Here is a 25,626-nt window from a genome sequence, read left to right on the forward strand (position 1 = left end):
CCAGCGCCCACTGTTCCTCCGCGTCGTACTCGCCCGCACCGACGGGCGCTCCGGCGACGGGCGCCAGCGGGGAGTCGGATGGGAAGAAGGCGATCTCGCCCACCGTGACCCCGTCCGGTATCCGGCACACCCAGATCACGTCTCCGGAGCCGATGAGGTCGTCGAGCATGGCGGGCCGGTAGCCGACCACGCGCGCCGGGAAAACCACGGATTCCCAGAGCCCGGCGGGCAGCCACACGCCCTCCAGGGCGGCAATCGCCTCCGCGAGCGCCTCCACGCCGAGCCCTGGGGCGACGCCGAATGCGCCACTGCCGCCGGTGGTACCGGGCGCTCCGGGCGAACCCTGCGCTCCCGGCGAACCCGCCGCCGCTGACGCGGCACCCGCCTCCTCCGCACGCGCAGTGATACCGGCGCGCTCCAGCACGAGCCGCTGCAGGGCCGCGGGCGGCACCGGCTCGACGGCGGCCCGCGCCTTCGCCAGGGAGCGGTTGCGCACCCGGGTGAACACCTCGGGTGCCATCCAACGGACCTGCGCGCCGCCGCTCAGACGCATGAGCGCGCCCTCATCGGCCAGCGCCTTCAACGCGTCCGCGGCCACAGAAATGCCCAGGCCGAAGGCCCCGGCCACCGCCTCGGCGGTCACCTCAGCATGGGTGCGGGCGTGGCGCAGCACCAGGTCGGCCAGCGCCCCACGGGGTGCCGAAGCCTCCGCAGCGACCGCGGGAGCACCCAAAATCCCCGCGACGCCGACGGCGGGCGATTCAACACCCGATTCCGCCTGCCCGGCAGCCGGCTCAACCGGTGCGGGCGACGTTGTCTCAGCGGGCCGCACCGCCCAGTCGGGCACCTGGACCCCGAGGGCGTCGCGCAGGGCGGCCGCGTCCTCCGTGCGCGCCCAGCACTCGCGTCCGCCCACGCGCACGGGGAAGGCGCGCCGCGCCCGTTCCAGCGCCGTGAGCCCCACGCGCACTCCCGTAGGGGCCCCGCCCCCAACATCACCGGCGGTCTCGTCCCCTCCCGCGGCACCACCAGCGGCATCGACGCCGCCGGCGTCCGCATCCTCGCCCGCGGCGGCAGTCTCAGACTGCCCGCGCACCGCCGATTCGCCGTCGTCGCCCCGGCAGCGGGCGGCCAACTCCCCCGCCGACAGCGGGCCGAGTTCACGCAGCAGGTCGGCCAGCCCCTCGGCGTCGGCCCGCGCTTGCCTCCCGGACGCCAGGTGCTGCAGCTCGGATTCGACCTGCGCCATGACCTCCTCATCCAGCAGGTCGGCGATGCCGCCGTCGCCCACAAGCTCGGCCACGGCGTCGGGATCCAGGGAGAGCAGCTGGGCGCGGCGCTCGGCGTGCGGGAGGTCGTACTGGTACAGGAAGGTGCCGGTGTAGCCGAACAGCAGCGGCCCGGCGAAGGGCGAGGGCACCTGCGTTACCGCCTCGACCACACGCGCGTCCCCGGCGGCCAGCCGCTCCATGAGGGCGCGCAGGGCGGGCAGGTCCCACACGTCCTGCAGACACTCGCGGGCCGCTTCCACCAGCACAGGGAAGCGCGCGAACTGCCGGGAGGCCTCCTGGAGTTGACCGGCCTTCAGCCGCTGCAGCCACAGCGGGGTGCGGCGGCCGGGGCGCGCGGAGGGAATGAGCAGGGCGCGGGCGGCGCACTCGCGGAAGCGGGCGGCGAACACGGCGGTCTGGTCCACCCGGGTGCGCACCAGCTGCTCGATCTGCGCCGGATCGAAGATGAACAGCTCCGCGCCCGGCGGCTGCTCGGTGGGCGGGGTCTGCAGCAATATGCCGTCGTCGGCGGTGACGATCTGCGGGTCGATCCCCAGCATGCGGCGGGTCCGCTCCTTGATCGCCATGGCCCAGGGCTCGTGCACGCGGCGGCCGAGTGGGCTGTGCAGGATCAGTCGCCAGTTGTCGGCCTCGTCCCGGCACCGCTCCAGCACCAGGTCGGTATCGGAGGGGACGACGCCGGTCGCCGCCCGCTGCTCGCGCAGCAGCGCCACCAGGTTGGCCTGCGCGCCGGCGTCCATGCCGGCGCGGCGCAGGCGGTCGGTCAGTTCCGGCTGGGGCGGGTCCCCGAAGCCGCCGTCACCCAGGGCCGCGGCCGCCTGGCGCAGGAAGGCGCCCTTGGCGGCACCGGTGGCGGCCAGGCGGCCGGCCCCCTCCCCGCGCCAGAAGGGCAGCCGGGCGCTGCGGCCGGGGGCGGGGTCGACGACGACGCGGTCCGCCCCGATCTCGCGGATGCGCCAGGAGGCGGTACCCAGGGTGATCACGTCCCCGACGCTGGACTCGTTGACCATCTCCTCATCCAGCTCCCCCACGCGGCGGCGGCCGGTAGCGGCGTCGCCCTCGGGCAGCATCACCGGGAACATGCCGCGGTCGGGGATGGTGCCGGAGGCGGCGACGGCCAGGCGCTGGGCATTGGGGCGGGCGGTGAGTGCGCCGGTGGACCGGTCCCAGATGATCCGTGGGGAGAAGTCGCTCAAGTCGGCGGAGGCGTAGCCGCCGGCGAGCAGTTCCAGCACGGAGTCGAAGGCGGTGCGGGGCAGGTCCCGGTACGGGGCGGCGCGGGTGATGGTGGCGTACCAGTCGTCGGCGGTGCGGTCCTCGACGGCGACGGCGGCCACCGTCTGCTGGGCGAGCACGTCCAGCGCGTTGGACACCAGCGCGGTGCGTTCAATGCTGCCGGCGCGCATGCCCTCGGCCACGACGGCCGCGTCCACGAGCTGGGTGCGTTCGATCGGGTAGATGACCCCGCGGGGCCGCCCGCCGACGCGGTGCTCGGCCCGGCCGACGCGCTGCAATCCGGCGGCGACCGAAGGCGGGGGCGCCACCTGGAGGACCAGGTCGATGGAGCCCATGTCGATGCCGAGTTCCAGGGAGGCGGTCGCCACCACGCAGCGCAGCTCGCCGGACTTGAGCTCCTCCTCGACCAGGCGGCGCTGCTCCTTGGATACCGAGCCGTGGTGGGCCTTGGCGATCACCGGGGCGTCGGCCGGCAGGGGCTGGGTGTGCTGGGAGGCGCCCATCTCCCAGGACTCGTGGTGGCGGACGGGCTCGGGGATGCTGGGTGGCGGGTCGACCGGGTCCTCGGCGGTGGCCCGGTATGCGGTGGCGGTGCCTTCCGCAGCAGCGTCCTCCATGGCGGCCGGGTCTTCGGCGGCCTGCGTGCCCGCCGCGGCGGCCCGGTCTCCTGCCCGAGCGGCCGCCGGGGCGGACGCGGCGCCTCGTTCGGCCAGATGGGCGGCGTAGGCCTCGTTCAGGTGCGCGGTCAGGCGCTCGCACACGCCCCGGGAGTTGACGAAGATCAGCGTGGTGCGGTGGGTGAGGACCTGCTGCAGCAGGGCGTGCTCGATATGCGGCCAGATGGAGGCCGTCATGCGGGCCGGGGCGCCCGCGCCGGCGGATCCTCCGGTGCCGGCGATCTCGCCTGCCATGGCGGCACGCAGGGCCCGATCGCTGCGCCAGGCCTGCCGACTGCCTCTGCCGCCAGCGGCACCGGTCGGGCCGTCCGGGCGAGTGCCGCCTGCCCGCACCCCTCCGCCTGGGCCACGGCCGATTCCCGTCCCTCCGTCCGGGCCCCCACGGCCGGGCGCACCCCGCAGGGCGCGCTCGTGGCGGTCGAGCGTGGCCGGGACGCGGGCCATGTCCGTCACAGGCACGGCGACGGTCACATCGGGAGGGGCGTGGGCGTCGTCGTCGGCGATGATGCCGACCGGGTGGGGGCCGCCCAGGAAGCGGGCGATCTCCTCGGGCGGGCGGACCGTCGCGGACAGGCCGATGCGTTGAGCGGGGCGGGGCAACAGGTCGTCCAGCCGCTCCAGCGACAGAGCCAGGTGGGTGCCGCGCTTCTGGCCGGCGAAGGAGTGGATCTCGTCGACGATCACGGTGTCCACGGTGCGCAGCGTCTCGCGCACCGCGCTGGTGAGCATCAGGTACAGCGACTCCGGGGTGGTGATGAGGATGTCCGGCGGGCTGGTGCGCAGGCGGCGCCGCTCGGCCGGGGTGGTGTCTCCCGTGCGCATGCCGACGGCGATCGGTGCCGCGGGCACGCCCAGTTCCGCGGCGGCCGCGGTGATGCCGGCCAGGGGACGACGCAGGTTGCGCTCCACATCGGCGCCGAGGGCCTTGAGCGGGGAGATGTACAGGACCCGCACCCCGCGCCCGCGCGGCTGCTGGGCGGGGCGGAGGTCGGCCGGGATGGCACCGGCCGAGGTGGGCTCATCACCCTGGGCCTTCTGCGCCACGGGACGGGCGAGGCGGTCGATGGCGGACAGGAAGGCCGCCAGGGTCTTGCCCGAGCCGGTGGGGGCGATGACCAGGGCGTTCTCGCCGCGGCCGATCGCCTCCCAGGCGCGCCGCTGCACCGGCGTCGGCCCGGCGGGGAAGGCGGCGTCGAACCAGGCGCGCGTGGCGGCAGTGAAGGCAGCGGGCAGTGTGGGCGGCATCGGGGCCAGGATAGGCGCGACCGCCGACATTAATCGGTCCCATTCTGGCCCACACCCCGCAGCCGTCTCGGACGGCGGTGACAGCCGGCTCTGGCTCGAGCGGGGGCGGCGCCCCACGAGCCGTTTGCCCGTCAGCGTTCCTCCGGCCCTGCCAACTCCTCGATCAATCGGTCCAGGATCTCCGGCACCCTCTGTGTCACCGCCGCCCAGAACAGGTCATCATTCATCGACTGACGGCGTCGTTCACAGCGGCACCGCCTCTCGGACGGCGCTCTTGAGGGCATCGGGCACCGAGGTATCAGCCACCGCCTCGACCGGGAATCCCGTGAGCTCCTCAACCTCGGCGGCGAAAAGGGCCAGATCGAACAGGTCGGTGCCGGGGGCGGGCGTGACCAGCAGATCAATATCGGAGTCGAAGGTGTCCTCACCGCGCAACGCTGAGCCGAACACCCGCGGATTCGCGAAGCCGTGAGCCCTGGCACTGGCGCTGATCTCATCGGCGTGTGCGGCGAGCGGAATGGACGGACGGTAGTCGGCCGCACGCAGGACGCGTTCCAGCATTTCGTCGGAGACGGAACGCCTGCCCGACTCCATCTGGGCCAGACTCGGCTGGCGCAGGCCAGCACGTTCAGCCAACTGGGTCTGCGTCAACCCCGCGTCACGTCGTGCGGCACGGATGAGCTCGGGCGCCGCATCAATGTTGAAGCGCCTCATGCTCAAAGTGTATAGCAGGAATGCTATTACGCTGCGGCGTGTTTGTGTCGGCGCCTCGACGTAGCCTGAGCCCCATGCCAGCCACCGCACCCGCCAGCACTGCCCCGTCCAGCCCGACCACCATCAGTGTGCGCGGCGCTCGCGTGCACAACCTCAAGAACATCGACGTCGAGGTGCCGCTGCGGAAACTGGTGACAGTGGCGGGCGTGTCCGGGTCGGGCAAGTCCTCCCTGGCCCTGGGGGTGCTCTACGCGGAGGGCGCCCGCCGCTACCTGGAGTCGCTGTCCACCTACACGCGCCGGCGCCTGACGCAGGCGGCCCGCCCCGACGTCGACGAGGTCCTCCACGTCCCCGCCGCCCTGGCCCTGCACCAGCGTCCGCCCGTACCCGGCGTGCGCTCCACCTTCGGCACCTCCACCGAGGTGCTCAACTCGCTGCGCCTGGCCTACTCCCGCCTGGGTTCGCACTGCTGCCCCAACGGCCACCCCAATGCGCCCAGCACCGACGTCGCCCTCGAGGTCCCCACCACCTGCGCCACCTGCGGGGTGGAGTTCTACGGCCCGGGCGCCGAGATGATGGCCTTCAACTCCGAGGGTGCCTGCCCCCGCTGCGAGGGCACCGGCGTCGTGCGCACCGTGGACGAGGCGAGCCTGGTGCCCGACGAGTCGCTGTCCATCGATGAGGGCGCCGTCGCCCCCTGGCAGAACCTGATGTGGTCGATCATGAAGGACATCGTGCGGGAGATGGGCGTGCGCACAGACGTTCCGTTCCACGAGCTGACGGAGCAGGAGCGGGAGATCGTGTTCCACGGCCCCGCGGAGAAGCGACACTTCTTCTACGTCAACGAGAAGACCAACACGGCCGCCGAAATGGACTTCACCTACTACAGCGCGGTGCACACCGTGGAGAACGCGCTGTCCAAGGTGAAGGACGAGCGCGGCATGAAGCGGGTGGAGAAGTTCCTCCACGAGGCCGTCTGCCCGGACTGCGGCGGCTCCCGCCTGTCCGCGGCGGTGCGCTCCACGAAGGTGCGCGGCATCGGCCTGGACGAGGCGTGCCGCCTCCCGCTCGGCGACCTGGTGCAATGGGCGGCCGGCATCCCGGACACCATGCCGCAAGAGCTGGTGGCGATGGCCCGACAGATCGTCGACGAGCTCACCGTCACCGCCCGCCGCCTGCTGGATCTGGGCCTGGACTACCTGAGCCTGGACCGGGCCTCCTCCACCCTGTCCACCGGGGAGCGGCAGCGCGTCCAGCTGGCCCGCGCCGTACGCAACCGCACCACCGGGGTGCTCTACGTGCTCGACGAGCCGAGCATCGGCCTGCACCCGGCCAACCTGGACGGTCTGACCGGCGTGGTGCGGGACCTGCTGGCGGACGGGAACTCGGTGCTGGTGGTGGATCACGACGTCGCCCTGCTGCGCGAGGCCGACTGGCTGCTGGAGATCGGTCCGGGCTCGGGGCAGGCGGGTGGCGAGATCGTGGTCAACGCGCCGGTGGAGCAGGCGGTTGCCGACCCGGCCAGTCGCATCGCCCCGTTCATCACCGGCCGGGCGGAGGTCGTCTGCCGCGAGCGGGCCGAGGCCGACGAGGCCTTCGCCCACGGCGCCATCCACCTGGAGACCGCACCGATCCATACGGTCCACGCGCTCGACGTCGCCATCCCCGAGCAGCGGCTCACCGCCGTGACCGGAGTATCCGGCTCCGGGAAGACCACCCTGGTGCTGGAATCGCTGGTGCCGGCACTGCGCGCGCTCGCCGACGACGCCCCCCTGCCCGCACCGGCCACCTCCATCCAGACCGAGCAGACACAGCGAGTGGTCGTCGTCGACGCCTCCCCCATCGGCACGAACGTCCGCTCAACCGTGGCCACCTACTCCGGGGTCATGGACGAGCTGCGGCGCGTGTACGCGCGCACCCCGGCCGCGCGCCAGGCGGGGTTGAAGGCCGGCGACTTCTCCTACAACACCGGCTCGCTGCGCTGCGAACACTGCGACGGGACCGGCCAGATCGTCCTGGACGTGCAGTTCCTGCCCGACGTCGACATCGTCTGCCCCCAGTGCGACGGCTCCCGCTACGGCGAGGCGGCGCGTGAAATCCGCCGAGTGCCGGGCGGCGGGGCCGCAGGCGCCCGGGCGGCGGGCGACCGGCAGGCCGACGGGGGCGATGGCCACCAGACAAACGGGGACGACGGCGGCCGGGATGCCGCGGGGCTGTCCCTGCCGGAGCTACTGGCGCTGACGGTGGACCAGGCCGAACGGGTCTGTGCCGACCTGCCCAAGGTGCGCCGCCACCTGCGCCTGCTGTCCGAACTGGGACTGGGTTACCTGACGCTCGGGGAGACGACGACGGCCCTGTCCGGCGGCGAGGCGCAGCGGTTGAAGCTCTCGGCAGACCTGGGCCGCGACCAGCACGGCACGGTGTTCGTGCTCGACGAGCCGAGCATCGGCCTGCACCCGCTGGACGTGCGCGTGCTGCTGGGCGTGCTGGACCGGCTGGTGGAGCGGGGCGCAAGCGTGGTGGTCATCGAGCACGACCTGGACATGATCGCCAACGCCGACTGGGTCATCGACATGGGCCCGGGCGGCGGCGAGGCGGGCGGCCGCGTGGTCGCCGCCGGCACCCCGGAGCAGCTGGCCGCCGACGCCGAGCGCACCGGCAGCCTCACCGGCCGCTACCTCGCCACCCACCTTCACCGAGGTCGGTCAAAGTAACCATCGAGATCGGTCGATATCACCACCGAAGTCGGTCGATATCACCACCGAAGTCGGTCGAAGTTGCAGCGGAGACGGGCACCACTCCCTCAAGCCCCAGCTGTCGCCAGCCCGCGCAGTAGGCTGAGAGTCGATGGACCCATTCGGCGCGGCCAGATACCGCATCAGCGCCATTGATCTGCCGCCCGAAGGACCGGACCACGAGATAGGGAGCAACCTCGGGGCCTATATGGTGACCTACCTTGTGGAGCCTGACGACGCTGCCGCGTACACCCTCGGGATTCACTCCGCCCGACCGGGTATTCGTGCTCTTACCGGGGTGTACGCGACACCGAAGGAGTGGGTCGCATGCATCATTAGTCGCGGCACACCGTTTCTAGGCGACACTCGTGACCCGCATTCATTCGTGGAGATCAGACAGGCCCGCCGCTCGGTTGTCGATACGCGGTACATTCAAGATCCGCGGCTGCTACTGCTCATCACTGACTTGAACATCGTGGCGGTGTCAGCGGCCGGCATTGCCTGGTCCACCGGTCGACTCGCGCTCGACGGAATAGATGTTGCCACAACACCGCGCAATGGGTGGCTTGTGTGTAGTCCGCGGAGGGAACCCGGCGATGTCCTGCTGGTCAATTTGCAGGACGGTCGGGTGGCTCTTCGGGTTTGAGGATGTCGAGGCCGGTTGAGGTCGGCGTCATCGGAGCTGCACAGACCGCCACTGCCCGCCCGACGGCCTGCGAGCCGGCTGTCCGGAGACGCGGTGTCCAAATCGATGACAAACGACCGTCGACGCCCGCCAGGCCCGATTCGGCACCCGCATAATTCCAACGATTCGTCCGCAGCCGCTAACACCGTCGAGCCCGTTTGTCATAGATCCGGACACCCCGACCCCACATCCGGACTGCGTCACGTCAGTCGACTGGTATGACCTCCACGAAGCGGCGGTCGTTCTTCGCAAGAGCTGCTGGTATCCGCGCATCTAGCGTCGCGAGCACAGCTCCGGAGCGCGCCGCCAGGTCCACGAGGTGGAAGTCGGTGACCTGACGATGCCCAACCATTCGTTCGAGTTGGATGAGGGGCGCAGTCAACGAGGCCGAGTCCTCTATGAATTCGTGCCCCTTGACCGCACAAAAAGTACGCAACCCGCTCAGTACCTCCGGAACGCCGATCTCGAATCCGACGACTCGTGGGTTCAACAGGAGCCTGCAGTACGCGGCCTCGGTGAACGGGCACGTGGCCCAAGACCCCACACCTTCAAACCAATGGCCGGCCACCGCGTGATGCACGTGATTGGTGAGGGAAAGAGCGAGCATAACGTTGACGTCGAGTAGGCGCGGGAGGCGGTCACGCGTCACCATCGCGGTACCTCTCAACGAGGTCCAAAGTCACGGTGTGAACCGACTGCCCGCTCGGAGGCGAAAAGACCGGAACCCCGCGAGAGCCCTGTTCGGCCCCGTTGCCGCGAATCCCGCGCAGCGCATAGTCCGACACGGCCCGGCCTAGGGAGATGCCCTCCCGGCGTGCCCTTTCCCGCGCCACTGCGAGAACATCATCATCGATATCCAGCGTTGTACGCATGAAAACATCATCGCATCACCGCATCACTGCGTCAATAGTGCGTTCCCAGCACAGTCGGCCCGATCCGTCTAGGTCCTGTTGTGTAAGTGCTTGGGTGGCGGTGTGTGGCTGTTGAGCCTGCCAGTTGGACCGCTGTTCCCCGGTTGGACCCCTGTTCCCCCGTTGGACCGCCGTAGCCGCCGGTTAGGGCGGTCCAACCGGGGCGTGGGCGGTCCAACCGGGGCGGTGCAAGACCCACTCGCCCCCTTCGACGGGTGCACACAGCTCACTCAAGCTGGAGCCCCGTAGCCACCAGATACGACGAACTCACCATCCGCTACCAGAACCAGACACCACCCACATCGCCAACACCGCCCCACCAGCACAAACGACTTACACAACACGACCTAGGAGCGTTCACCCGCCGTGGCCACCGCGCCGCTGCCAGACTGCGCCAACGGCACTCCCGCCACCGGCCGACTCCACGCCACTCGCGCCGTCAACCCCCGGCACCACTCCCACCGGCGCCGCCGTCCTCGCCGCTGGCGCGTCCAGCGCCGTCGGCGTCCTTCCGGGGCCGGCCCCTACCCCGCATGGGAGCGGCCTTTACGCCCCGGCCGGCGTCGTCGAGCGCGCGGCGCAGGATGATCTCGATCTGGGCGTTGACCGAGCGCAGGTCGTCGGCGGCCCACTTGGCGATGGCCGCGTGGACCGCCGGGTCGAGCCGCAGCAGGACCTGTTTGCGCTTACCGCCTGCCATCGGCATCCTCCGAATCCGCGCAGGCGACCCTCAGGCGTACAGGGAGCCGGTGTTGACAACGGGCTGCGTGCGCTGGTCGGAGCAGAGCACCACCAGCAGGTTGGAGACCATCTGGGCGCGACGCTCGTCGTCCATGGACACGATGTCGTCGGCCTCCAGCCGCTTGAGGGCCTGGTCGACCATGGTCACCGCACCCTCGACGATCTGCTCGCGGGCGGCGATGACGGCGCCGGCCTGCTGCCGCTGCAGCATCGCCTGGGCGATCTCCGGGGCGTAGGCGAGCGAGGAGATGCGCACTTCGATGATCTCCAGGCCGGCAATCGCCACGCGCGCAGCGACCTCCTCCGCGAGTTCGGCGGAGACCAGATCGGTGCCGCCACGCAGCGAGGTCTCGCCCGGGCCGGACTCATCGTAGGGGTGAGTGGTGGCCACGTGCCGCAGCGCCGATTCGGCCTGCGCCTTGATGAAGTCCTCGTAGGCCTCGACGGCGAAGACGGCGCGGGCGGTGTCGGCCACCTGCCAGACGACGATGGCGGCGATCTCCACGGGGTTGCCGTCCAGGTCATTGACCTTGATCTCGCTGGTCTCGAAGCTGTGGACCTTGATGGACACCTTCTTGCCGGATGTCAGCGGCGGCAGCAGGACCAGGCCGGTGCGGCGCACGGTGCCGATGTAGCGGCCGAAGAACTGGCGCACACTGGTCTGTCCCGGTGCGACCACCGCGAAGGACGTTAATAGCAATACGACCGCAAAGACGGCCCCGAGCAGACCCCCACCCGCGAGCGGGAGACCGCCACTCTCATCCCCTTTCTCTATCACCGTAATGCCGACACCGAAGGCGAGCACCGATCCGGCGAACACCAACAGCAACGTGAACAGGCCTAAGAAGGCAAGCCCGGCCCCCACGCAGGTGACGGGCCTCTCCGCTATATCGACACGTCCTGCAGCAGGGACGGGGTCCTGCTGGGGAGCAGTGACGCGCGGCGTCGTGGACATGGCGACCTCCGGTTCCAGCCGCAGCGGCGGAGGCGAACCCCTCCCGACTCCCGCAGCAGCTATAGCAATATGATAGCTATTTTTTGACGGGAGGCAAGCTCCTTCCCCTGCCGCCACCCACCCGCAGGCCCACGCCTGTCACCAGATGCACCACTTTCAATCACATCGCGCGCACCACGCTGTCAGAAACGGCCCGATTCCGCCGAATCACCGAGCGCTCACTACCGGGCAGGCTCCTAAAGCGGTGCATTCCGTGCCACCTTGACCGAGCCCGGGCCCTGGTTCTGACCTCCTACACAGGTGAACTCGGCACGGGTAGAGCCACCGCCTGGGAGGTGAGACGAGCCCAGTAGCTGTGCACGCCGTCGGGCCGGCCCCGTAGCCTGGTGCCATGACCCCGCAGGACGCGCCCTCGCTCTTCGACGCCGCGGCCGACGCCGGCGGCCCGATCGTCGACGACCCCACTCGCCCGCTGGCGGACCGGCTGCGGCCGCGCACACTCGACGACGTCGTCGGTCAGGACCACCTGCTGGCCGCGGACGCGCCGCTAGGGCGGATGGTCGCGGCCGGACGCCTGGCCTCGATCATCCTGTGGGGCCCACCCGGCTGCGGGAAGACGACGATCGCCCGGCTGCTGGCGGACCGCACCGGCCTGGTGTTCGAGCAGGTGTCGGCCACCTTCTCCGGCGTGGCCGACCTGCGCAAGGTTTTCGCCGCCGCCGCGCGCCGCCGTGAGGTCGGCCAGGGAACGCTGCTGTTCGTCGACGAGATCCACCGCTTCAACCGCGCCCAGCAGGACTCCTTCCTGCCGTATGTGGAGGACGGCACCGTGGTGCTCGTGGGCGCCACCACCGAGAACCCCAGCTTCGAGCTCAACGGGGCGCTCCTGTCCCGCTGCCAGGTACTGGTGCTGCACCGCCTCGACGACGACGCCCTGGCCGAACTCCTCGCCCGCGCCGAGGCGCTGCTCGGTCGGCGACTGCCGCTGACCGACGGCGCCCGTCGCGCGCTGCTGACCATGGCCGACGGCGACGGCCGCTACCTGCTGGGCATGGTTGAGCAGGTTGTCGGCTATGCGGACTCCAAAGGGGTGACGGGCTTACAGGAGGGCAGCGGCATCGTCCCAGCCGCGACCGCTGGTCGACCTGCGAGCACACAATCCGACAATGCCTCCGCGGGAGCCGCGGCGCCCGCGGAGGCCGCATCCACCGGTCCGGCCGAGCTGGACGAAGAGGCGCTGACCGCCGTCGTCGCCTCCCGGGCGCCCCTGTATGACAAGTCCTCCGAGGAGCACTACAACCTCATCTCCGCACTCCACAAGTCCATGCGCGGCTCCGACCCGGACGCCGCCCTGTACTGGCTGGCACGCATGCTCGCCGGCGGAGAGGACCCGCTCTACATTGCGCGGCGGCTGGTGCGCTTCGCCTCCGAGGACGTCGGCATGGCCGATCCCGGCGCGCTGCAGATGACCCTGGCCGCGTGGGACACCTACGAACGGCTGGGCTCCCCGGAGGGCGAGCTCGCCATCGCTCAGGCGGTCGTCTACCTGGCGACGGCGCCGAAGTCGATCAGCGTCTACCGGGGCCTGGGACGGGCGATGAAACTTGCGCGGCAAACCGGCTCGCTCATGCCGCCGGCGCACATACTCAACGCGCCCACCCGGCTGATGAAGGAGCTCGGCTACGGCGAGGGCTACCAGTACGACCCGGACACCCCCGAGGGCTTCTCCGGCGCCGACTACATGCCGGAGGGCCTGCCGCCGCGCGAGCAGCGCGAGCGCCTGTACGAGCCCACCGCCAACGGGCAGGAGCGCCGCATCCGTGAGCGCCTGGCCTACTGGGACGACCTGCGCGCCAAGCTCCGCTCCGACAACTGATGCCTCAGCAACCACCACTCGAGCGCGGGCGGGCCACACGCATTCGGTTCACCTTCGTGCATAAGAGTTGCTATACTTAGCCCATGGCGGCACCTTCTTCTGCCTCCGAACTCGCAACAATCGCGCGGAAAACCGACGCGGACGTGCGCGAAGCGCGCGCGCGTCTGGTCTCTGCAGTACGTGCCGCCCATCGCGCAGGCATGACGCAAACCGAGATCGCCACCCAAATCGGTCGTTCTCAACCCGAGGTGTCGCGCCTCCTCCACTTTCATGGGACAACTCCGCTTGCTCGTTGCTTGCGTGCGCGTCGCGCCGAGGTGACCAAGTGCATCAAGGAGGCCGGGGGCTCCAACGTGAGGGTTTTCGGTTCGGTAGCCACCGGCAAAGACCACCAGGATTCAGATATCGACCTGCTTTTTCAAATGGATCACCCCATGAGCCTCATGGAATTGGAGCGGCTCGAGGCCCGCCTTGAAACTATCCTGGGGACCAGCGTCGACCTTGTCCCCGACTCCGCTGTCGCCCCCTATATGCGCGATCGCGTTCTCCGAGAGGCGGTCCCCCTATGACTCCCACGAGTCGCACGCCGCTTGAGCTCATCGATGAAGCCCTCTACCACTTTGAAGCCGCACAGGCCTACGCTCAGCGTGATATCACCGACCCCATGACTCTTGACGCGATATCGCTCCGCCTGGCTGCAGGCATTGAGGCGTTCGGCGCGCTCCCACCCCGTCTACGAGATGAGGCAGCCCAAGGGGAATGGCACCTCCTAAGAGGAATGCGCAATCGCATTGCTCACGGCTACCTGCAAGTCGATCCAACCATCGTGTCAGCGACCGTTCAGCGTGACGTGCCAGCGCTGGTTGCGACCCTTCGTTCCCTGCATCAAAGACTCAGCAGCAACTGATACTGTCCGACTGTTCGTCTGCAACAGCAGGTACTCCGTCACGGATAGGGAATACCGACTCACCGCGCAACGCCATATCGACCGATCTCGACGGTAACGTCGACCGATCTCGATGGTTATATCGACCGATCTCGGCGAGGGGGCACGGTGAGCGACTGTCAGCGCTCGTAGAGGACGGCGACGGTGCGTCCGGGGACGGTGATGACGCCGGTGTTGGCGTCGAAGCGGGTGTCCTTGACGATCGGGTCGGCGCCCTCCATCTGGATGTCGCTCAACTCGAAGTAGCGATCCATCAGTGCGTCGACCCGCTGCTTGACGGTGCCGGGTTCCGGGTTGAAGACCACCAGCAGCCCGTCGAGGTCGGGGTCAATGTCACTGTCCCCGGCGCCGTCGTCGATCAGCATGATTACCAGCCCCGGGGCGGCGTCGTCGGCGGTGGGGAACGAGACGCGCTCGCGGATGAGCGCGGCCGTCCCCAGGGAGAACAGCCGGCTGGAGCGCCGCAGCCGCAACAGGTCGAGGGCCTGCTCCTGAGCGGCGGCAATATCCGCGGCGGTGGGACGCAGATCCTCGTGCATGAGGATGCCGGCCTGCACCACCCAGGTGTCGAAGTTGCGGGCGGCGGGCGGCAACCCCCGACCCCAACCGTTGTCGCGCCCGGTCCAGTCGATGGCGTTGAAGTGGTCGCCGGAGTTGTAGGAGTCGGTGTCCAACGACTTGCTGCGCAACAGCTCGGTGCCCGCCGCCCAGAAGCAGGGGGACTGCCCGAGCGTGACGGTGGCCAGGCACAGCGTGTTCATGCGGATGCGCTCGGCCATGGGGGTGCCGAGCGGCAGCTTGTAGGCGAGCCGGTCGAACAGGGTCTCGTCGTCGTGGGCGTCGACGTAGTTGATGGAATCGCTGGGGGCGAGCCCGTAGGCGGCGGGTTCCTCGCCGTAGCGGATCTCCTCCCCCCTGACCCATTGCCCGTCGGGACCGGGCAGCTCGAAGTCCCGCAGGTTCCCGGCCAGGGCCAGGCGCACCAGGTCGGCGCGCCAGGCGAGGTCGTTCCGCAGAGTCTCCTCGGAGCGGTCGTCAAAGCCGTTGGGGTCGGTCAGCTCGCCGTTGCCCAGGCCCTGCGGCACCCGCGGGTCGGTGTCCGCGCCGCGTCCATGGACGGCGTCACGGACGCGGTCATTGAAGGTGCCAATGCCGAGCGCGCCGACCTGCCCCTGGGTGGCCTGAGTGAACAGCGCGTTGTCCGCCACCTCCCCCATGTTCCAGCCCTCGCCGTACAGGTAGATGGGGTGGCCGACGGCGTCGTCCGCGACCTCCGCCAGCGCGTCCTGGAGCCGGGCCATGGTCTCAAGCGAGTGGTAGCCCATCAGGTCGAAGCGGAAGCCGTCCACCCGATAGTCGACCACCCAGGACACGCAGGCGTCGATCATGAGCCGCTCGGCCATCCGGTGCTCGGTGGCGATGTTGTTGCAGCAGGTGGACATCTCCACGTTCCCGGCGGCGTCGAGGCGGTGGTAGTAGCCGGGGACGATCCGGTCGAGCACGCTATGAGGATCCTGCCCGGAGGCCCCGGTGTGGTTGAAGACCTGATCGAGCACCACCTGCAGACCCATGCCGTGGATCGCGCCGACCATCTCCCGGAACTCGCGCACGCGCGCCCCGCCGTCCTGGCAGCCCGCACGCGCATAGGAGCCCTCGGGAGCCAGCCAGTGCCAGGGGTCGTAGCCCCAGTTGTAGGGGTCGGAGTCGCCGACGGCGGTGACGGCGGCCTGGGGGCGTCGGGAGGCCGGGGAGGCGTCGGCGGGAATCTCGGGGTTGTGCTGGGCGGCACGGTCCTCGGGCACGGAGCAGAAGTCGAAGGTGGGCAGCAGGTGCAGGGTGTCGATACCGGCGGCCGCGAGACTGCGCAGGTGGCGGGTGCCGTCGGAGGCGAGCGTGAAGGCGGCATAGGTGCCGCGCAGCTCCTCGGGGACGGAGGTGTCGGCGGCGGAGAAATCGCGCACGTGCAGCTCGTAGATGGCGCGGGCCGCGTCATTGGTGACGATGGGGCCGAGGTTCTCCCGCCAGGCGGACGGTTTGAGGGCGCGCTGCCCCAGGTCGACGACGACGCTCCGGCGCGAGTCGACGGTCAGTGCCCGCGAGTACGGGTCGGTGACCAGGTTCGTCTCAATCGCCCCGGTGGCGGGGACGTACACGCGTACCTCCCATAAGTACTGGGAGCCGGCGTCGATGCCCGCGGCACGAGAACTGCTCGCGTCCACTTCCCAGCGGCCGTCCCAGGACTCGGCCTCGGCGCGGTATGCGGGCACGCGAATCGGATCGCCGTCGACCAGCGGGACGGAGCCCGTGGGGTCGCCGGTGGGCCAGGCGAGCAGGGTGACGTCGACGGCGGTAGGGGCCCACAGGGCGAAGGCGGGGGCGCCGTCGGGGGCGATGTGGGCGCCGAGGGGCGCCGAGCCGTCCCGAGCCGCGGCGTCGGCGTACAGGCGGTCCAGCACCGGCCAGATCTGCACGCCGGTGAAGGCCGTGACCCAGCCGCCGGTGGACGCGGCGGTGCGCTGGACGACTGCGAGTTGGCCGGCCAGCAGCATGGTGATGTCCTCGCGCTCCACGCGGCGACCGCCGAACTCGTCCTCCAGGGACAGGGCCAGGTAGCCGCGCAGGGCGGGGTGAGCGGCCATGGCCTCCTCACCGAGCAGGTCCTCCAGCGAGCCGTGGATACACAGGGGGATCTCCTCGCCCTCGGGACCCGGATCGAGGATGCCGTCGACCAGGCGAGCACCGCCGGCGGGGGCGGCGACCAGGCCGAAGGTGACGGGGGTGTGAGCCGGGGTGCCGACCGGTGGGCGCACGCGCAGCGCCTCGACGTCCACCATCGCCGGCATCAGGTCGTCCGGCCAGGCCAGGGTGGTTTCGTCCACCCAGTAGGCGCGGGCCTCTCCGACGCCGGGGAGCTCGTGGCGGACCGGGGCGTCGTGATGCACCGGGACGACGATGGCCATAGGAACACCTTCCTGCCTGTTGGCGCCGAGTGTAGTCCGATGCCTCCGGGGAGTAGCAAGCTGTGTCAAGACACCGCAGCAGCGCGGCCCGGACGGCGCGCTCGCCCTCAGGGTCGCAGGCCGCGCAAGTAGACGTCGACCAGCCAGTCCTGCCAGCCGGGAGCCATTTCATCGACGATCGCCCCCAGCGGCCGCGACACCTCCACCACGCCGATCTGAAAGCGGACCGGGTCCACCTCCTCACGCACCAATCGGGCAGCGTGGGCCGCCTGAAGCAAACCGGAGATGCGCGCGACGGCGCGCTCGCGCAGTGCAGGTCCCAGTCCGCCGGCCTCGAACAGCTCGGAGCGGGTACCGACCTGAGTCAGCAGCCGGCCCAGTCGTAACGATGCCACCTCACGCACGAAACCGGCCCAGGCGGCCTCGGGGTCACGGTCCCACGCCTGCTCGCAGCGCCCCGCGACCGCATCAAGTTGTTCGTAGACCTCGTCGGCGACCCCGACCACCAGACTCATCCGGTCTGGAAAATGCCGGTACAGCGTGCCAATCCCGACTCCCGCCTCCGCGGCAATCCTTCTGACGGGGACGTCGACGCCGACGTCGGCGAACAGCTCCCGGGCCGCCTTGATGATCGAGTCCCGGTTGGCGACGGCGTCCACCCGCATGGTGATGCTCCTCTCCCCCGCGAGCCGGTCCCGCGGACTTGCCCAGACTACATCCGGAGCGATACGCTCCGGATCACTTCCGGAGCGAATTACTCCACTTACAGAATCGAGCAACCGATGACCGCCCTAACCCCTACCGCCGCGTCGGCTTCCAACACACCCTCGGACCCGCGGCGTTCCACCCGCGGGCTCCTGCTCGCCACACTCGGCATCCCCGTCGTCATCATCCTCATGCTCCTGGCGTTCCTGGCCCCGTCCATCAACTCCGGGGCACAGGACCTGCCGCTGGCCCTCTCGGCGCCGCAGGCCGTGCAGGACCAGCTGCTGACGCAGCTGGATACCGCCGCACCCGGGGTCTTCGACGTAACCGTCGTCGCGGACGGCGAGGCTGTGGCCGGCGCGGTTGAGAACCGTGAGGCCATCGGCGGGATCACCATCACCGCCGACGAGTCCGGCCAACAGATAGAGGTCGTCACCGCCTCCGGCGCGGGCAGTCCCTACGCCGCCCTGCTGACCAATCTCGCGACCACGCTGGAGGCGCAGTCCGACGCCCAGGCCGTGGCCGCCGCCCAGGCGCAGGGCGCCGACGCCGCCACGCTCCTGCAGGTGCAGCAGGAGGCGAGCGCCTCGCAGACGGTCACCGTCACCGACGTCGCCCCGCTGACGGAAGCCGACCCCTCCGGTGTTGGACTGTCCGCCATCGCGCTGCCGCTCGTGTTCGGCGGCATGGCCTCGGGCGTGATCCTGAGCCTGGTGCTGCGCACCTCCCCGTGGAGGCGAGCCCTGGGGGCCGTCGCAATCGCGGCGCTCGGCGGACTGTGCGTCGCCGCCGTGCTGCAGACCTGGTTCGGCGCCGTCGACGGCTCCTTCCTGCTGCTGTGGGCGGGCCTGAGCCTAGGCATCGCGGCGATCTCCCTGACTCTGATCGGCCTGCAGGAGACCCTGGGCTACGCGGGCTTCGGACTCGGAGCCGTACTCATGCTGTTCGTGGCGAACCCGCTCTCCGGTCTCGCCACCGGCTGGCAGTGGCTCCCCAGTGGATGGGGAACCTTCGGGCAGCTGCTGCCGGTGGGTGCGGCCGGCACCTGGCTGCGCTCCGCCGCGTACTTCGACGGCGCCGGCATGGGAGCCAGCCCGTGGGTACTGACCGCCTGGATCGTCTGCGGCCTCGCCCTGCTCGCACTCGGCGCATACGTCAACGCGCGCCGCAGTCGCAGAGACCGCGTGAGCTGACACCTCGACCGCGCAGACCATCACCAGCCCCGCCGGGACGGTACGGAGGCGAGCGCCTTCGGGGCCGTCCCGGCGGGCGTCGCGGCGCCGGCGGGGCCGGTGGTCGTCTGCAACGCCACTTCGCCGTTAACAACGCCGGTTAACGGTCTGCTGAAGGGCTCCGAGGTATACAGCAGAACGTTAAGTAGCGTTGTTAACGCCCAACCCGCGTAGCAGACGGCGGGCGACGACGCGGGCGGCGCCCGGAACCAATCACTCGGTCCCGGACACCGCCCGCGTTGTTACGCGCTACGGCTCAGAAGCGCAGACGCCGGAGCAGGAACGCGGCCACCGCGGCCAGTGACAGGCCCGTCGCGATCACCACGGTCACCACCACGCCGGCGCGGAACAGCACGACGACTCCGGGCGCAGCCGGGGTAACCGTGGGCGAGGCGGTGGGCACGACGGTGGGCTCCACCGTTGCGGTGGGCTCGGCCGTCGGCTCGGTGGAGCCACCCGCCTGCTTCTCCACGTAGACCGCCACGGTGCGCGCCGGGACGGTGGCGGTGCCGGTGGCCGCGTCGAAGGTCGAGTCCTTGACGACGGCGTCGGAGCCATCGGCCTGCACCTGGTGCAGCACGAACTCCCGGCCGGCCAGGTCCGTGATCGTCTCGCTGACCTCGGTGTCGGAGGCGTTGAACACCACCAGCACACCCGCCAGCGAGGCATCCACGTCGTCGCCCACGGTGTCGTCAATGAGCATGTCGATCACGCCGGCCGTCGCGTCCGTCCCGGAGTTCGGGAAGGAGAGCTTGGCCTGGATGGCGTCGGCCGAGCCCAGGTGGAACAGCGGCGTCGAGGTGCGGATCCGCAGGAAGTCCAGCATCTGCGCATTGGAGGCGGCAATATCCTCCGCCGTGGGCTTGAGCGCGGGGTCGGCCAGCAGTGGGCGCTGGATGTCCCACTTGGAGCCGTTGGAGGACTCCATGGGCAGCCCGGCGCCGAAGCCGTTGTCCTGCCCGGTCCAGTCGATCGCGTTGAAGTAGTCGCCGGAGTTGTAGGAGTCGCGGTCCAGCGACTTGCTGCGCAGCATCTCGGTGCCCGCCGCCCAGAAGGACGGCGACTGGCCAAGCGTCACGGTGGCCAGCGACAGGCTGTTCATGCGCACCCGGTCGGCCATGGACGTGTCCGCGGCCAGCTTGTAGACGCCCAGGTCGAACAGCGTCTCATTGTCGTGGGCGTCCACGTAGTTGATCGTCTCCTCCGGACTGGAGGCGTAACCGGCCGCCTGCCCGTTGTAGTCGACCTCCGCCCCACGCTTGACGGTCCCGTCGGACTGGGTGAAGGAGTAGTCCTTCAGGTTGCCGGCCAGCCCCAGTTTGACCAGGTCGGTGGCGTGGCCGAGGTCGGCCAGCTGCTCCTCCTCGGTCTTGTTGGACAATCCGTTGGGGGCCGTGTAAAGCCCGGTGCCGAAGCCCTGGTAGGTGCGCGGGTCGTCGTCGAAGGGGCCGCCGCCGTGGACGGCGTCGCGCAGCCGGTCGTTGAAGGTGCCGATGCCGGTACCGTCCAACTGGCCCTGGGTGGCGGTGGTGAACAGCGCGTTGTCCGCGATCTCCCCCATGTTCCAGCCCTCGCCGTACAGGTAGATGGCCGAGCCGTCCACGCCGTCCTTCGCAACCGTGAGCTCGTCCAGGGCGGCGCGCAGCCGGTTCATGGTGTCCACCGAGTGGTAGCCCATCAGGTCGAAGCGGAAGCCGTCGACGTGGTAGTCGCGCGCCCAGGTGACCACCGAGTCGATCATGAGCCGCTCCGCCAGGGCGTTCTCGGTGGCGGTGTTGGGGCAGCAGGTGGAGGTGAGCACGTCGCCCTTGGCGTCCAGCCGCTGGTAGTAGCCGGGCACCACCCGATCCAGCACCGAGGTGGTGTCCTGGCAGGCACCGGCCGTGTGGTTGAAGACCTGATCCAGCACCACCTGCAGGCCGGTGGCGTGCAGGGCGCCGACCATCTCGCGGAACTCGTAGGTGCGGGCGCCGCCGTCCTGGTTGCCCTCGGTGGCGTAGGAGCCCTCGGGGGTCGTGTAGTGGTAGGGGTCGTAGCCCCAGTTGTAGGCGTCGGCGTCCTTGACCGCTCCCACGGCGGCCTGTTGCTCGGTGGAGTCCGGGCCGGCGTCGGCCGGGATGTCCGGCACCTGCTGGGCGGAGCGGTCCTCCTCGATCGAGGCGATGTCGAAGGTCGGCAGCAGGTGGACGGTGTCGATGCCCGCGTCGGCGAGTTCGGCCAGGTGCTGCATGCCGTCGGAGTCGGTGACGGTGAAGGCCTTATAGGTGCCGCGGTACTCCTCCGGGACGGTGGCGTCCGCGGCGGAGAAGTCGCGCACGTGCAGCTCGTAGATGGTGCGGGCCGCGTCGGAGGAGATCAGCGGGGAGGCGGTGGACGTCCACTGCTCGGGGGCCAGGTCCGGGTCGGACAGGTCGACGGCGACCGACCGCGCCGAGCCCAGGGTCAAGCCCACCGAGTAGGGGTCGGTGACCAGGTTGGTCTCCACCTTCCCGGTGGACGGCGCATACACCTTGACCTCCCACAGGTACTGGGAGCCGGCGGTGATGCCGGCGTCGGCGCCGTCCACCGTCCAGCGGCCGTCGTCGCCGCGCACGGCGGCGGTGCGCACGGGGTCGCCGTCCACGAGGGCGGCCGAGCCGGTGGCCGTGCCCGTGTCCCAGGTCAGCAGGGTGACCGCCTGGGCGGTCGGCGCCCACAGCGCGAAGTCGGGCACGCCGCCCACGAAGGTGACGCCCAGCGGCGCGTCGGCGACGGCGTCGGCGTACAGGGAGTCGATGACGACGGCGGTCTGCACGCCGGTGAAGGCGGTCGCGCCGGTGCCGTCGGCGCCGTGCTGGACCACGGCCACCTGGCCCTTGAGGGCCTCGGCGACCTCCGCCTCGGACATCAGGGCCTTGCCGTCGGCGTCGGTCGGTGAGACGGCGATGTAGTCGGCGAGATTGGGGTGCGCGGCCAGGACGTCGTCGGACAGGTTGCCGAGCACGCGCAGCGGCGTCTCGGTGCCGCCCGTCACTTTCCCGTCGGCCAGGGCGGCGCCGCCATCCGGGGAGGTGACCAGGCCCAGGCTGATGGGGGCGTCGGCGGCGGGAGTGCCGTCGTCGCCGACCACGTCCGCACGGGTCACGCCGTCGGGCAGCAGGCTCACCGGCCAGGCCAGCGTCGTGGAGTCGACCCAGTAGGCGCGCTCCTCGCCGGTGCCGGCGACGGGCGGGTCAGTGACGGCGATGGTCAGCAGGTGGGAGGACTCGTCATAGGTGAAGACGACGCTCTTGCCCGCGGTGGCGGAGAAGGAGTAGTTGGCGCCGTCCGCGGCACCGTCAACCCCATAGTTCTCCGCCCAGGACAGGCCGACGGCGACCTTCACCTCATAGGAGCCGGTGGGCAGTGCCGCGGTGGAGAAGGTCCACGTCCCGTCTCCGGTCGGCCGCATGATCGAGGCCAGGCAGGCGGGGTCCCAGTCGGATTCACAACCGAGTTCGTCCTGGAAGGAGCCGGGCAGGGTCACCGCCGGGGCCTCGGCGTCGTTCCACACCTGGTGGGTGCGGGCGTCGTAGTAGAAGGTGACCGGCCCGCCGTCGGTGGTGTAGTAGATGTTGTCGCCGCCGGCGACGGCGTCGGCGCCGTAGTTCTCGTCCCAGGTGCCGCCGATGGCGATCTTGTACTGCCAGGTGCCGGCGGGGATGTCGAAGGTGCCGGTGTACAGGCCGGAGACCGGGTCCTGGGCCAGCAGCGCCTGCTCGCAGTCGGGCTGCCAGTCGGAGATGCAGCCCATCTCGGTGTTGTGGTCGCCGGGGATGGTGACCTCGAGGCCGTCGATGGGGGCCTCCGGGGCGGCCTCGGGCTCCGTGCCGGTGAGGTCCGCGCCGACGACGGCGAGGGTGGAGGCGGCGGCCCGGTTGTCGGCGGCGTCGGTGGTTACCGCCCGCACCTCCAGGACGGTGCCGGTGGGCACGGCCGACAGGTCCGCGTACACGCGCGGGGTGTCGTCCTCGGCGGTGCCGACGGTGGTCCAGTCCTCGGTGCCGAGCGGCCGGTAGGAGAAGGTGGTCTCCGCCCAGCGGTCGGCGGCGGTGGCGGCGGCGATCTCCGCAGTGCTGCCGGACAGGTTCGCCCCATAGGCGGTGGTGAAGCCGACCGTGGGGTTCTCCGCGGCGGCGACGGTGGCGTCGGCGCGCAGCACGACGGCGCTCATCGCGGGCACGGTGAGCGTGACGGTGCCGTCGGCGTCGGCCGTGACCGCCTTGTCGGTGCCGTACAGCGGGGTGTAGGCGGCGCCGGGGGTGAGAGTGGTGAAGGTGACGGTCTGGTCCTCGCCGGCGTTGTTCAGGGCGACCAGGTGCTCGATCTTCTCGTCGCGGTCCACGCGGGCGAAGGCGTATACGCCGGCGGAGTCCTGGGAGTACAGCTCGATCTGGGAGCCGGTGGACAAAGCCGGGGTGGTGGCCCGCAGCCGGGAGAGCTCGGCGATGTGCTTATACAGCGCGGAGTCGGTGTCGTAGCGGTCGGTGGAGCCGGCGACGGTTCCGTCGATGAGCTGCTCACTCGCGTACTGGTCCACCTGGGTGGCGAACATGTCCTGGCGGGCGTCCTTGTCCCCGCCGGAGCCGGCCAGGCCCTGCTCATCGCCGTAGTAGATGACCGGCTGGCCGCGGGTCAGCAGCATCAGGGAGTGGGCCAGTTCGGAGCGGGTGAGCAGGTCCGCGCTGCCGGACCCACCGCCCAGCAGGTAGCCGATGCGGCCCATGTCGTGGTTGCCCAGGAAGGTGGGCTCGGCGTAGATGCTGGAGTGGTCGGTCGTGTAGTAGTCGTCGGTGGCGAAGAAGGTGCTCAGGTTCGTCGTCGGCCGGCCCCGGGCGAAGCCCTGGGCGGCGGCCTGGAAGGCGAAGTCGAGGGTGGCGTCCATGCCGGTGCCACGCACGTAGGGGCTGGTCTTGGTGGCATCGGCGTCGTAGACCTCGCCGAAGGTGAAGAAGTCCGGGTTGGTGGCCTCGGCGTGGGCGTCGATGGCGGCGGTCCAGTCTTCCCAGAACTCATAGTTGACGTGCTTGACGGTGTCGATGCGGAAGCCGTCCACGCCGAAGTCCATCCAGGCGGTGTAGACGTCCTCGAAGGTCTGCTCGACGATCGGGTTCTCCGTCATCAGGTCGTCCAGGCCCTGGAAGTCGCCCATGGTGGTGGACTCACCCGTCCAGGTGGAGTCGCCGCGGTTGTGGTACAGGGTGACGTCGTTCAGGGCCTCGGGGATGACGTCGCCGTTGCGCACGGGCGTGTAGGGGAATGAGGTGGCGGCGTCGAGGGTGGGGAAGTCGTCCCGACCGGCCAGGGCGGAGATGTCGATGACGTTGCCGTCGGCGTCGGTGTAGGGCACGTCGGCGGTCTCGACGTAGGAGTAGGTGCCCTCCTCATAGCTGATGAGGTCGGCGGTGTGGTTGGTGATGATGTCCAGGTACAACTTCATGCCGCGCGCGTGGAGGGCGTCGCGCAGCTGTGCCAGCGCCTCGTTGCCGCCCAGGTGCGGGTCGATGGAGGTGAAGTCGGTGATCCAGTAGCCGTGGTAGCCGGCGGAGGTGTCTGCGCCACTGCCCTGAACGGGCTGGTTGGTGAAGGAGGGGGTCAGCCAGATGGCGGTGCTGCCCAGGTCTTGGATGTAGTCCAGGTGGTCGATCAGGCCCTGGATGTCGCCGCCGTGGTAGTAGCCCTTGTCGGTGGGGTCCAGGCCGGTGATGTCACTGCCGCCGGTGAGCCCGCCGGTGTCGTTGGAGGTGTCGCCGTTGGCGAAGCGGTCGGTGAGCACGAAGTAGAACTGCTCAGCGGTGCCCTGGCGTACCGGGGCGGCGGCCAGGGCGGCATCGGCGTCGGTGTAGTCACCGGTCAGGTCGGCGGAGGCGAGCCCGACGCGGTGGCTGTCCTGGTTCCAGGTGAAGGTGAGTTCGGCGTCGCCGGCGAGGGTGAGGGGGATGTTGTCGGCGCCGCCGTCCTTGCCGTAGGAGGTGTCCCAGGTGTCGTTCAGGGCGACCTTGATCTCGTAGGCGCCGGCGGGCACGGTGGCGGTGTACTCCCAGGTGCCGTCACCGTCGGCGTCGGTCAGCTCGGTGACGTCACAGGCGGGGTCCCAGTCGCCTCCGCAGCCGAGTTCATCCTGCAGCGAGCCGACCAGGGCCACGGATGCCGGTGCGGCCTCGTCGGCGACGGCGACGGCGGGCTGCGCGGCCAGACCGATCGCCCCGGTGGACAGGGCCAGGGCGGTGGCAGCGACGGCGCCGAGGGCGCGGGAACGCTTCAGCCGCCCAGTATGCAAGGAATGCAAGCGCACGGTGACTCCTTCGTCTGTGCATGTCGCGCCCGCGCCTGGGCGGGCGAGGTAGCTTCCGGCCAAAGCCTGACGGCGCCGGTCGGGTCATCTGAGGGTACGACACGAAACCGCAACCTGCAACCTCTGCAACTCTTTCACCCGCCTTACACCCCTTCCTCCCCGAGATCGGTCGAAACCATCGCCGAGGTCGGTCGCTGTTACCGGCTCTTCCGGTTTGAGGGTGTGTTGGCCTGGGGGGGTTGTGTGTAGACGCGACGGTTCGTACCTTCGCATAAGGGTTCGTATGCTCTGGTCAGCGATTCGTACCGTCTTGCGACGGTTCGTACGGTAGGGGTACTGTGCTGTCTCCACACTTCTGGGACGGTTGAGTCTCATGACTTCTGGGACGGTTGAGTCTCATGGG

The 25,626-nt window shown here is 70.1% G+C and carries 14 protein-coding genes; 6 read left to right on the forward strand and 8 right to left on the reverse strand.

What is annotated here, in order from left to right:
• Both DRB06_RS06200 and DRB06_RS06205 read right to left on the reverse strand, forming a co-directional pair.
• A partial coding sequence (locus tag DRB06_RS06200; RefSeq protein WP_111819430.1) for a DEAD/DEAH box helicase occupies window positions 1–4,450 on the reverse strand: 4,450 nt, incomplete at its 3' end.
• A 243-nt stretch (window positions 4,451–4,693) separates the two neighbouring features.
• Window positions 4,694–5,164 carry a helix-turn-helix domain-containing protein gene (locus DRB06_RS06205; RefSeq protein WP_073327881.1) on the reverse strand — a complete coding sequence of 157 codons (471 nt, stop codon included), beginning with the start codon at window positions 5,162–5,164 and terminating at the stop codon, window positions 4,694–4,696.
• Between the two features lie 74 nt (window positions 5,165–5,238).
• Here DRB06_RS06205 and DRB06_RS06210 point away from each other — a divergent pair, with 74 nt between their 5' ends.
• On the forward strand, window positions 5,239–7,878 hold the full coding sequence (locus DRB06_RS06210; protein ID WP_111819420.1) for an excinuclease ABC subunit UvrA: 2,640 nt from the start codon (window positions 5,239–5,241) through the stop codon (window positions 7,876–7,878).
• Between the two features lie 133 nt (window positions 7,879–8,011).
• Window positions 8,012–8,545, forward strand: coding sequence for a hypothetical protein (locus DRB06_RS15815; protein WP_136194180.1), 534 nt, complete (start codon window positions 8,012–8,014; stop codon window positions 8,543–8,545).
• Between the two features lie 244 nt (window positions 8,546–8,789).
• Here DRB06_RS15815 and DRB06_RS06215 read toward each other — a convergent pair whose 3' ends face one another.
• The 3 genes from DRB06_RS06215 to DRB06_RS06230 all read right to left on the reverse strand — a co-directional run bounded on the left by DRB06_RS06215 (window position 8,790) and on the right by DRB06_RS06230 (window position 11,191).
• The gene (locus DRB06_RS06215) at window positions 8,790–9,236 is read right to left on the reverse strand and encodes a TA system VapC family ribonuclease toxin (protein ID WP_111819421.1); all 447 of its coding nucleotides are present in this window, start codon (window positions 9,234–9,236) and stop codon (window positions 8,790–8,792) included.
• Window positions 9,237–9,934: 698 nt separating this feature from the next.
• Entirely contained in the window at window positions 9,935–10,195 is a 261-nt protein-coding gene (locus tag DRB06_RS06225) for a hypothetical protein (protein ID WP_111819423.1), read from the reverse strand.
• A 30-nt stretch (window positions 10,196–10,225) separates the two neighbouring features.
• Window positions 10,226–11,191, reverse strand: coding sequence for an SPFH domain-containing protein (locus tag DRB06_RS06230; RefSeq protein ID WP_111819424.1), 966 nt, complete (start codon window positions 11,189–11,191; stop codon window positions 10,226–10,228).
• Window positions 11,192–11,582: 391 nt separating this feature from the next.
• Between DRB06_RS06230 and DRB06_RS06235 the strand changes: the two genes are divergently transcribed.
• The 3 genes from DRB06_RS06235 (at window position 11,583) to DRB06_RS16930 (ending at window position 13,974) form a co-directional block, all read left to right on the forward strand.
• Complete coding sequence (locus DRB06_RS06235) at window positions 11,583–13,067, forward strand: replication-associated recombination protein A (protein WP_111819425.1); 1,485 nt, start codon at window positions 11,583–11,585, stop codon at window positions 13,065–13,067.
• Window positions 13,068–13,150: 83 nt separating this feature from the next.
• Window positions 13,151–13,636: a nucleotidyltransferase domain-containing protein gene (locus tag DRB06_RS06240; protein WP_083565434.1), complete on the forward strand. Its 486-nt coding sequence runs from the start codon at window positions 13,151–13,153 to the stop codon at window positions 13,634–13,636.
• Window positions 13,633–13,974 carry a DUF86 domain-containing protein gene (locus DRB06_RS16930; protein ID WP_073327891.1) on the forward strand — a complete coding sequence of 114 codons (342 nt, stop codon included), beginning with the start codon at window positions 13,633–13,635 and terminating at the stop codon, window positions 13,972–13,974. The genes DRB06_RS06240 and DRB06_RS16930 overlap by 4 nt, the downstream gene beginning before the upstream one ends.
• Before the next feature lie 158 nt (window positions 13,975–14,132).
• Here the strand turns inward: DRB06_RS16930 and pulA (DRB06_RS06250) are convergent, their stop codons facing one another.
• Together pulA (DRB06_RS06250) and DRB06_RS06255 are read right to left on the reverse strand one after the other, a co-directional pair.
• Window positions 14,133–16,973: a pullulanase-type alpha-1,6-glucosidase gene (pulA, locus tag DRB06_RS06250; protein ID WP_111819426.1), complete on the reverse strand. Its 2,841-nt coding sequence runs from the start codon at window positions 16,971–16,973 to the stop codon at window positions 14,133–14,135.
• A 107-nt stretch (window positions 16,974–17,080) separates the two neighbouring features.
• Complete coding sequence (locus tag DRB06_RS06255; RefSeq protein WP_111819427.1) at window positions 17,081–17,638, reverse strand: TetR/AcrR family transcriptional regulator; 558 nt, start codon at window positions 17,636–17,638, stop codon at window positions 17,081–17,083.
• A gap of 117 nt (window positions 17,639–17,755) precedes the next feature.
• Here DRB06_RS06255 and DRB06_RS06260 point away from each other — a divergent pair, with 117 nt between their 5' ends.
• Window positions 17,756–18,871 carry a hypothetical protein gene (locus DRB06_RS06260; RefSeq protein WP_108965599.1) on the forward strand — a complete coding sequence of 372 codons (1,116 nt, stop codon included), beginning with the start codon at window positions 17,756–17,758 and terminating at the stop codon, window positions 18,869–18,871.
• 295 nt (window positions 18,872–19,166) lie between these two features.
• Here the strand turns inward: DRB06_RS06260 and pulA (DRB06_RS16835) are convergent, their stop codons facing one another.
• Window positions 19,167–25,223, reverse strand: coding sequence for a pullulanase-type alpha-1,6-glucosidase (gene pulA / locus DRB06_RS16835; protein WP_220092983.1), 6,057 nt, complete (start codon window positions 25,221–25,223; stop codon window positions 19,167–19,169).
• Between the last annotated feature and the right edge of the window lie 403 nt (window positions 25,224–25,626).

This window comes from Actinomyces sp. Z5, from assembly GCF_003287795.1.
Lineage (GTDB): Bacteria > Actinomycetota > Actinomycetes > Actinomycetales > Actinomycetaceae > Actinomyces > Actinomyces glycerinitolerans.

Coding starts and splice junctions, on each gene's coding strand:
- DRB06_RS06205 (WP_073327881.1), bottom strand. CDS start 5,164: ATGAGGCGCTTCAACATTGATGCGGCGCCCGAGCTCATCCGTGCCGCA.
- DRB06_RS06210 (WP_111819420.1), top strand. CDS start 5,239: ATGCCAGCCACCGCACCCGCCAGCACTGCCCCGTCCAGCCCGACCACC.
- DRB06_RS15815 (WP_136194180.1), top strand. CDS start 8,012: ATGGACCCATTCGGCGCGGCCAGATACCGCATCAGCGCCATTGATCTG.
- DRB06_RS06215 (WP_111819421.1), bottom strand. CDS start 9,236: ATGGTGACGCGTGACCGCCTCCCGCGCCTACTCGACGTCAACGTTATG.
- DRB06_RS06225 (WP_111819423.1), bottom strand. CDS start 10,195: ATGGCAGGCGGTAAGCGCAAACAGGTCCTGCTGCGGCTCGACCCGGCG.
- DRB06_RS06230 (WP_111819424.1), bottom strand. CDS start 11,191: ATGTCCACGACGCCGCGCGTCACTGCTCCCCAGCAGGACCCCGTCCCT.
- DRB06_RS06235 (WP_111819425.1), top strand. CDS start 11,583: ATGACCCCGCAGGACGCGCCCTCGCTCTTCGACGCCGCGGCCGACGCC.
- DRB06_RS06240 (WP_083565434.1), top strand. CDS start 13,151: ATGGCGGCACCTTCTTCTGCCTCCGAACTCGCAACAATCGCGCGGAAA.
- DRB06_RS16930 (WP_073327891.1), top strand. CDS start 13,633: ATGACTCCCACGAGTCGCACGCCGCTTGAGCTCATCGATGAAGCCCTC.
- pulA (WP_111819426.1), bottom strand. CDS start 16,973: ATGGCCATCGTCGTCCCGGTGCATCACGACGCCCCGGTCCGCCACGAG.
- DRB06_RS06255 (WP_111819427.1), bottom strand. CDS start 17,638: ATGCGGGTGGACGCCGTCGCCAACCGGGACTCGATCATCAAGGCGGCC.
- DRB06_RS06260 (WP_108965599.1), top strand. CDS start 17,756: ATGACCGCCCTAACCCCTACCGCCGCGTCGGCTTCCAACACACCCTCG.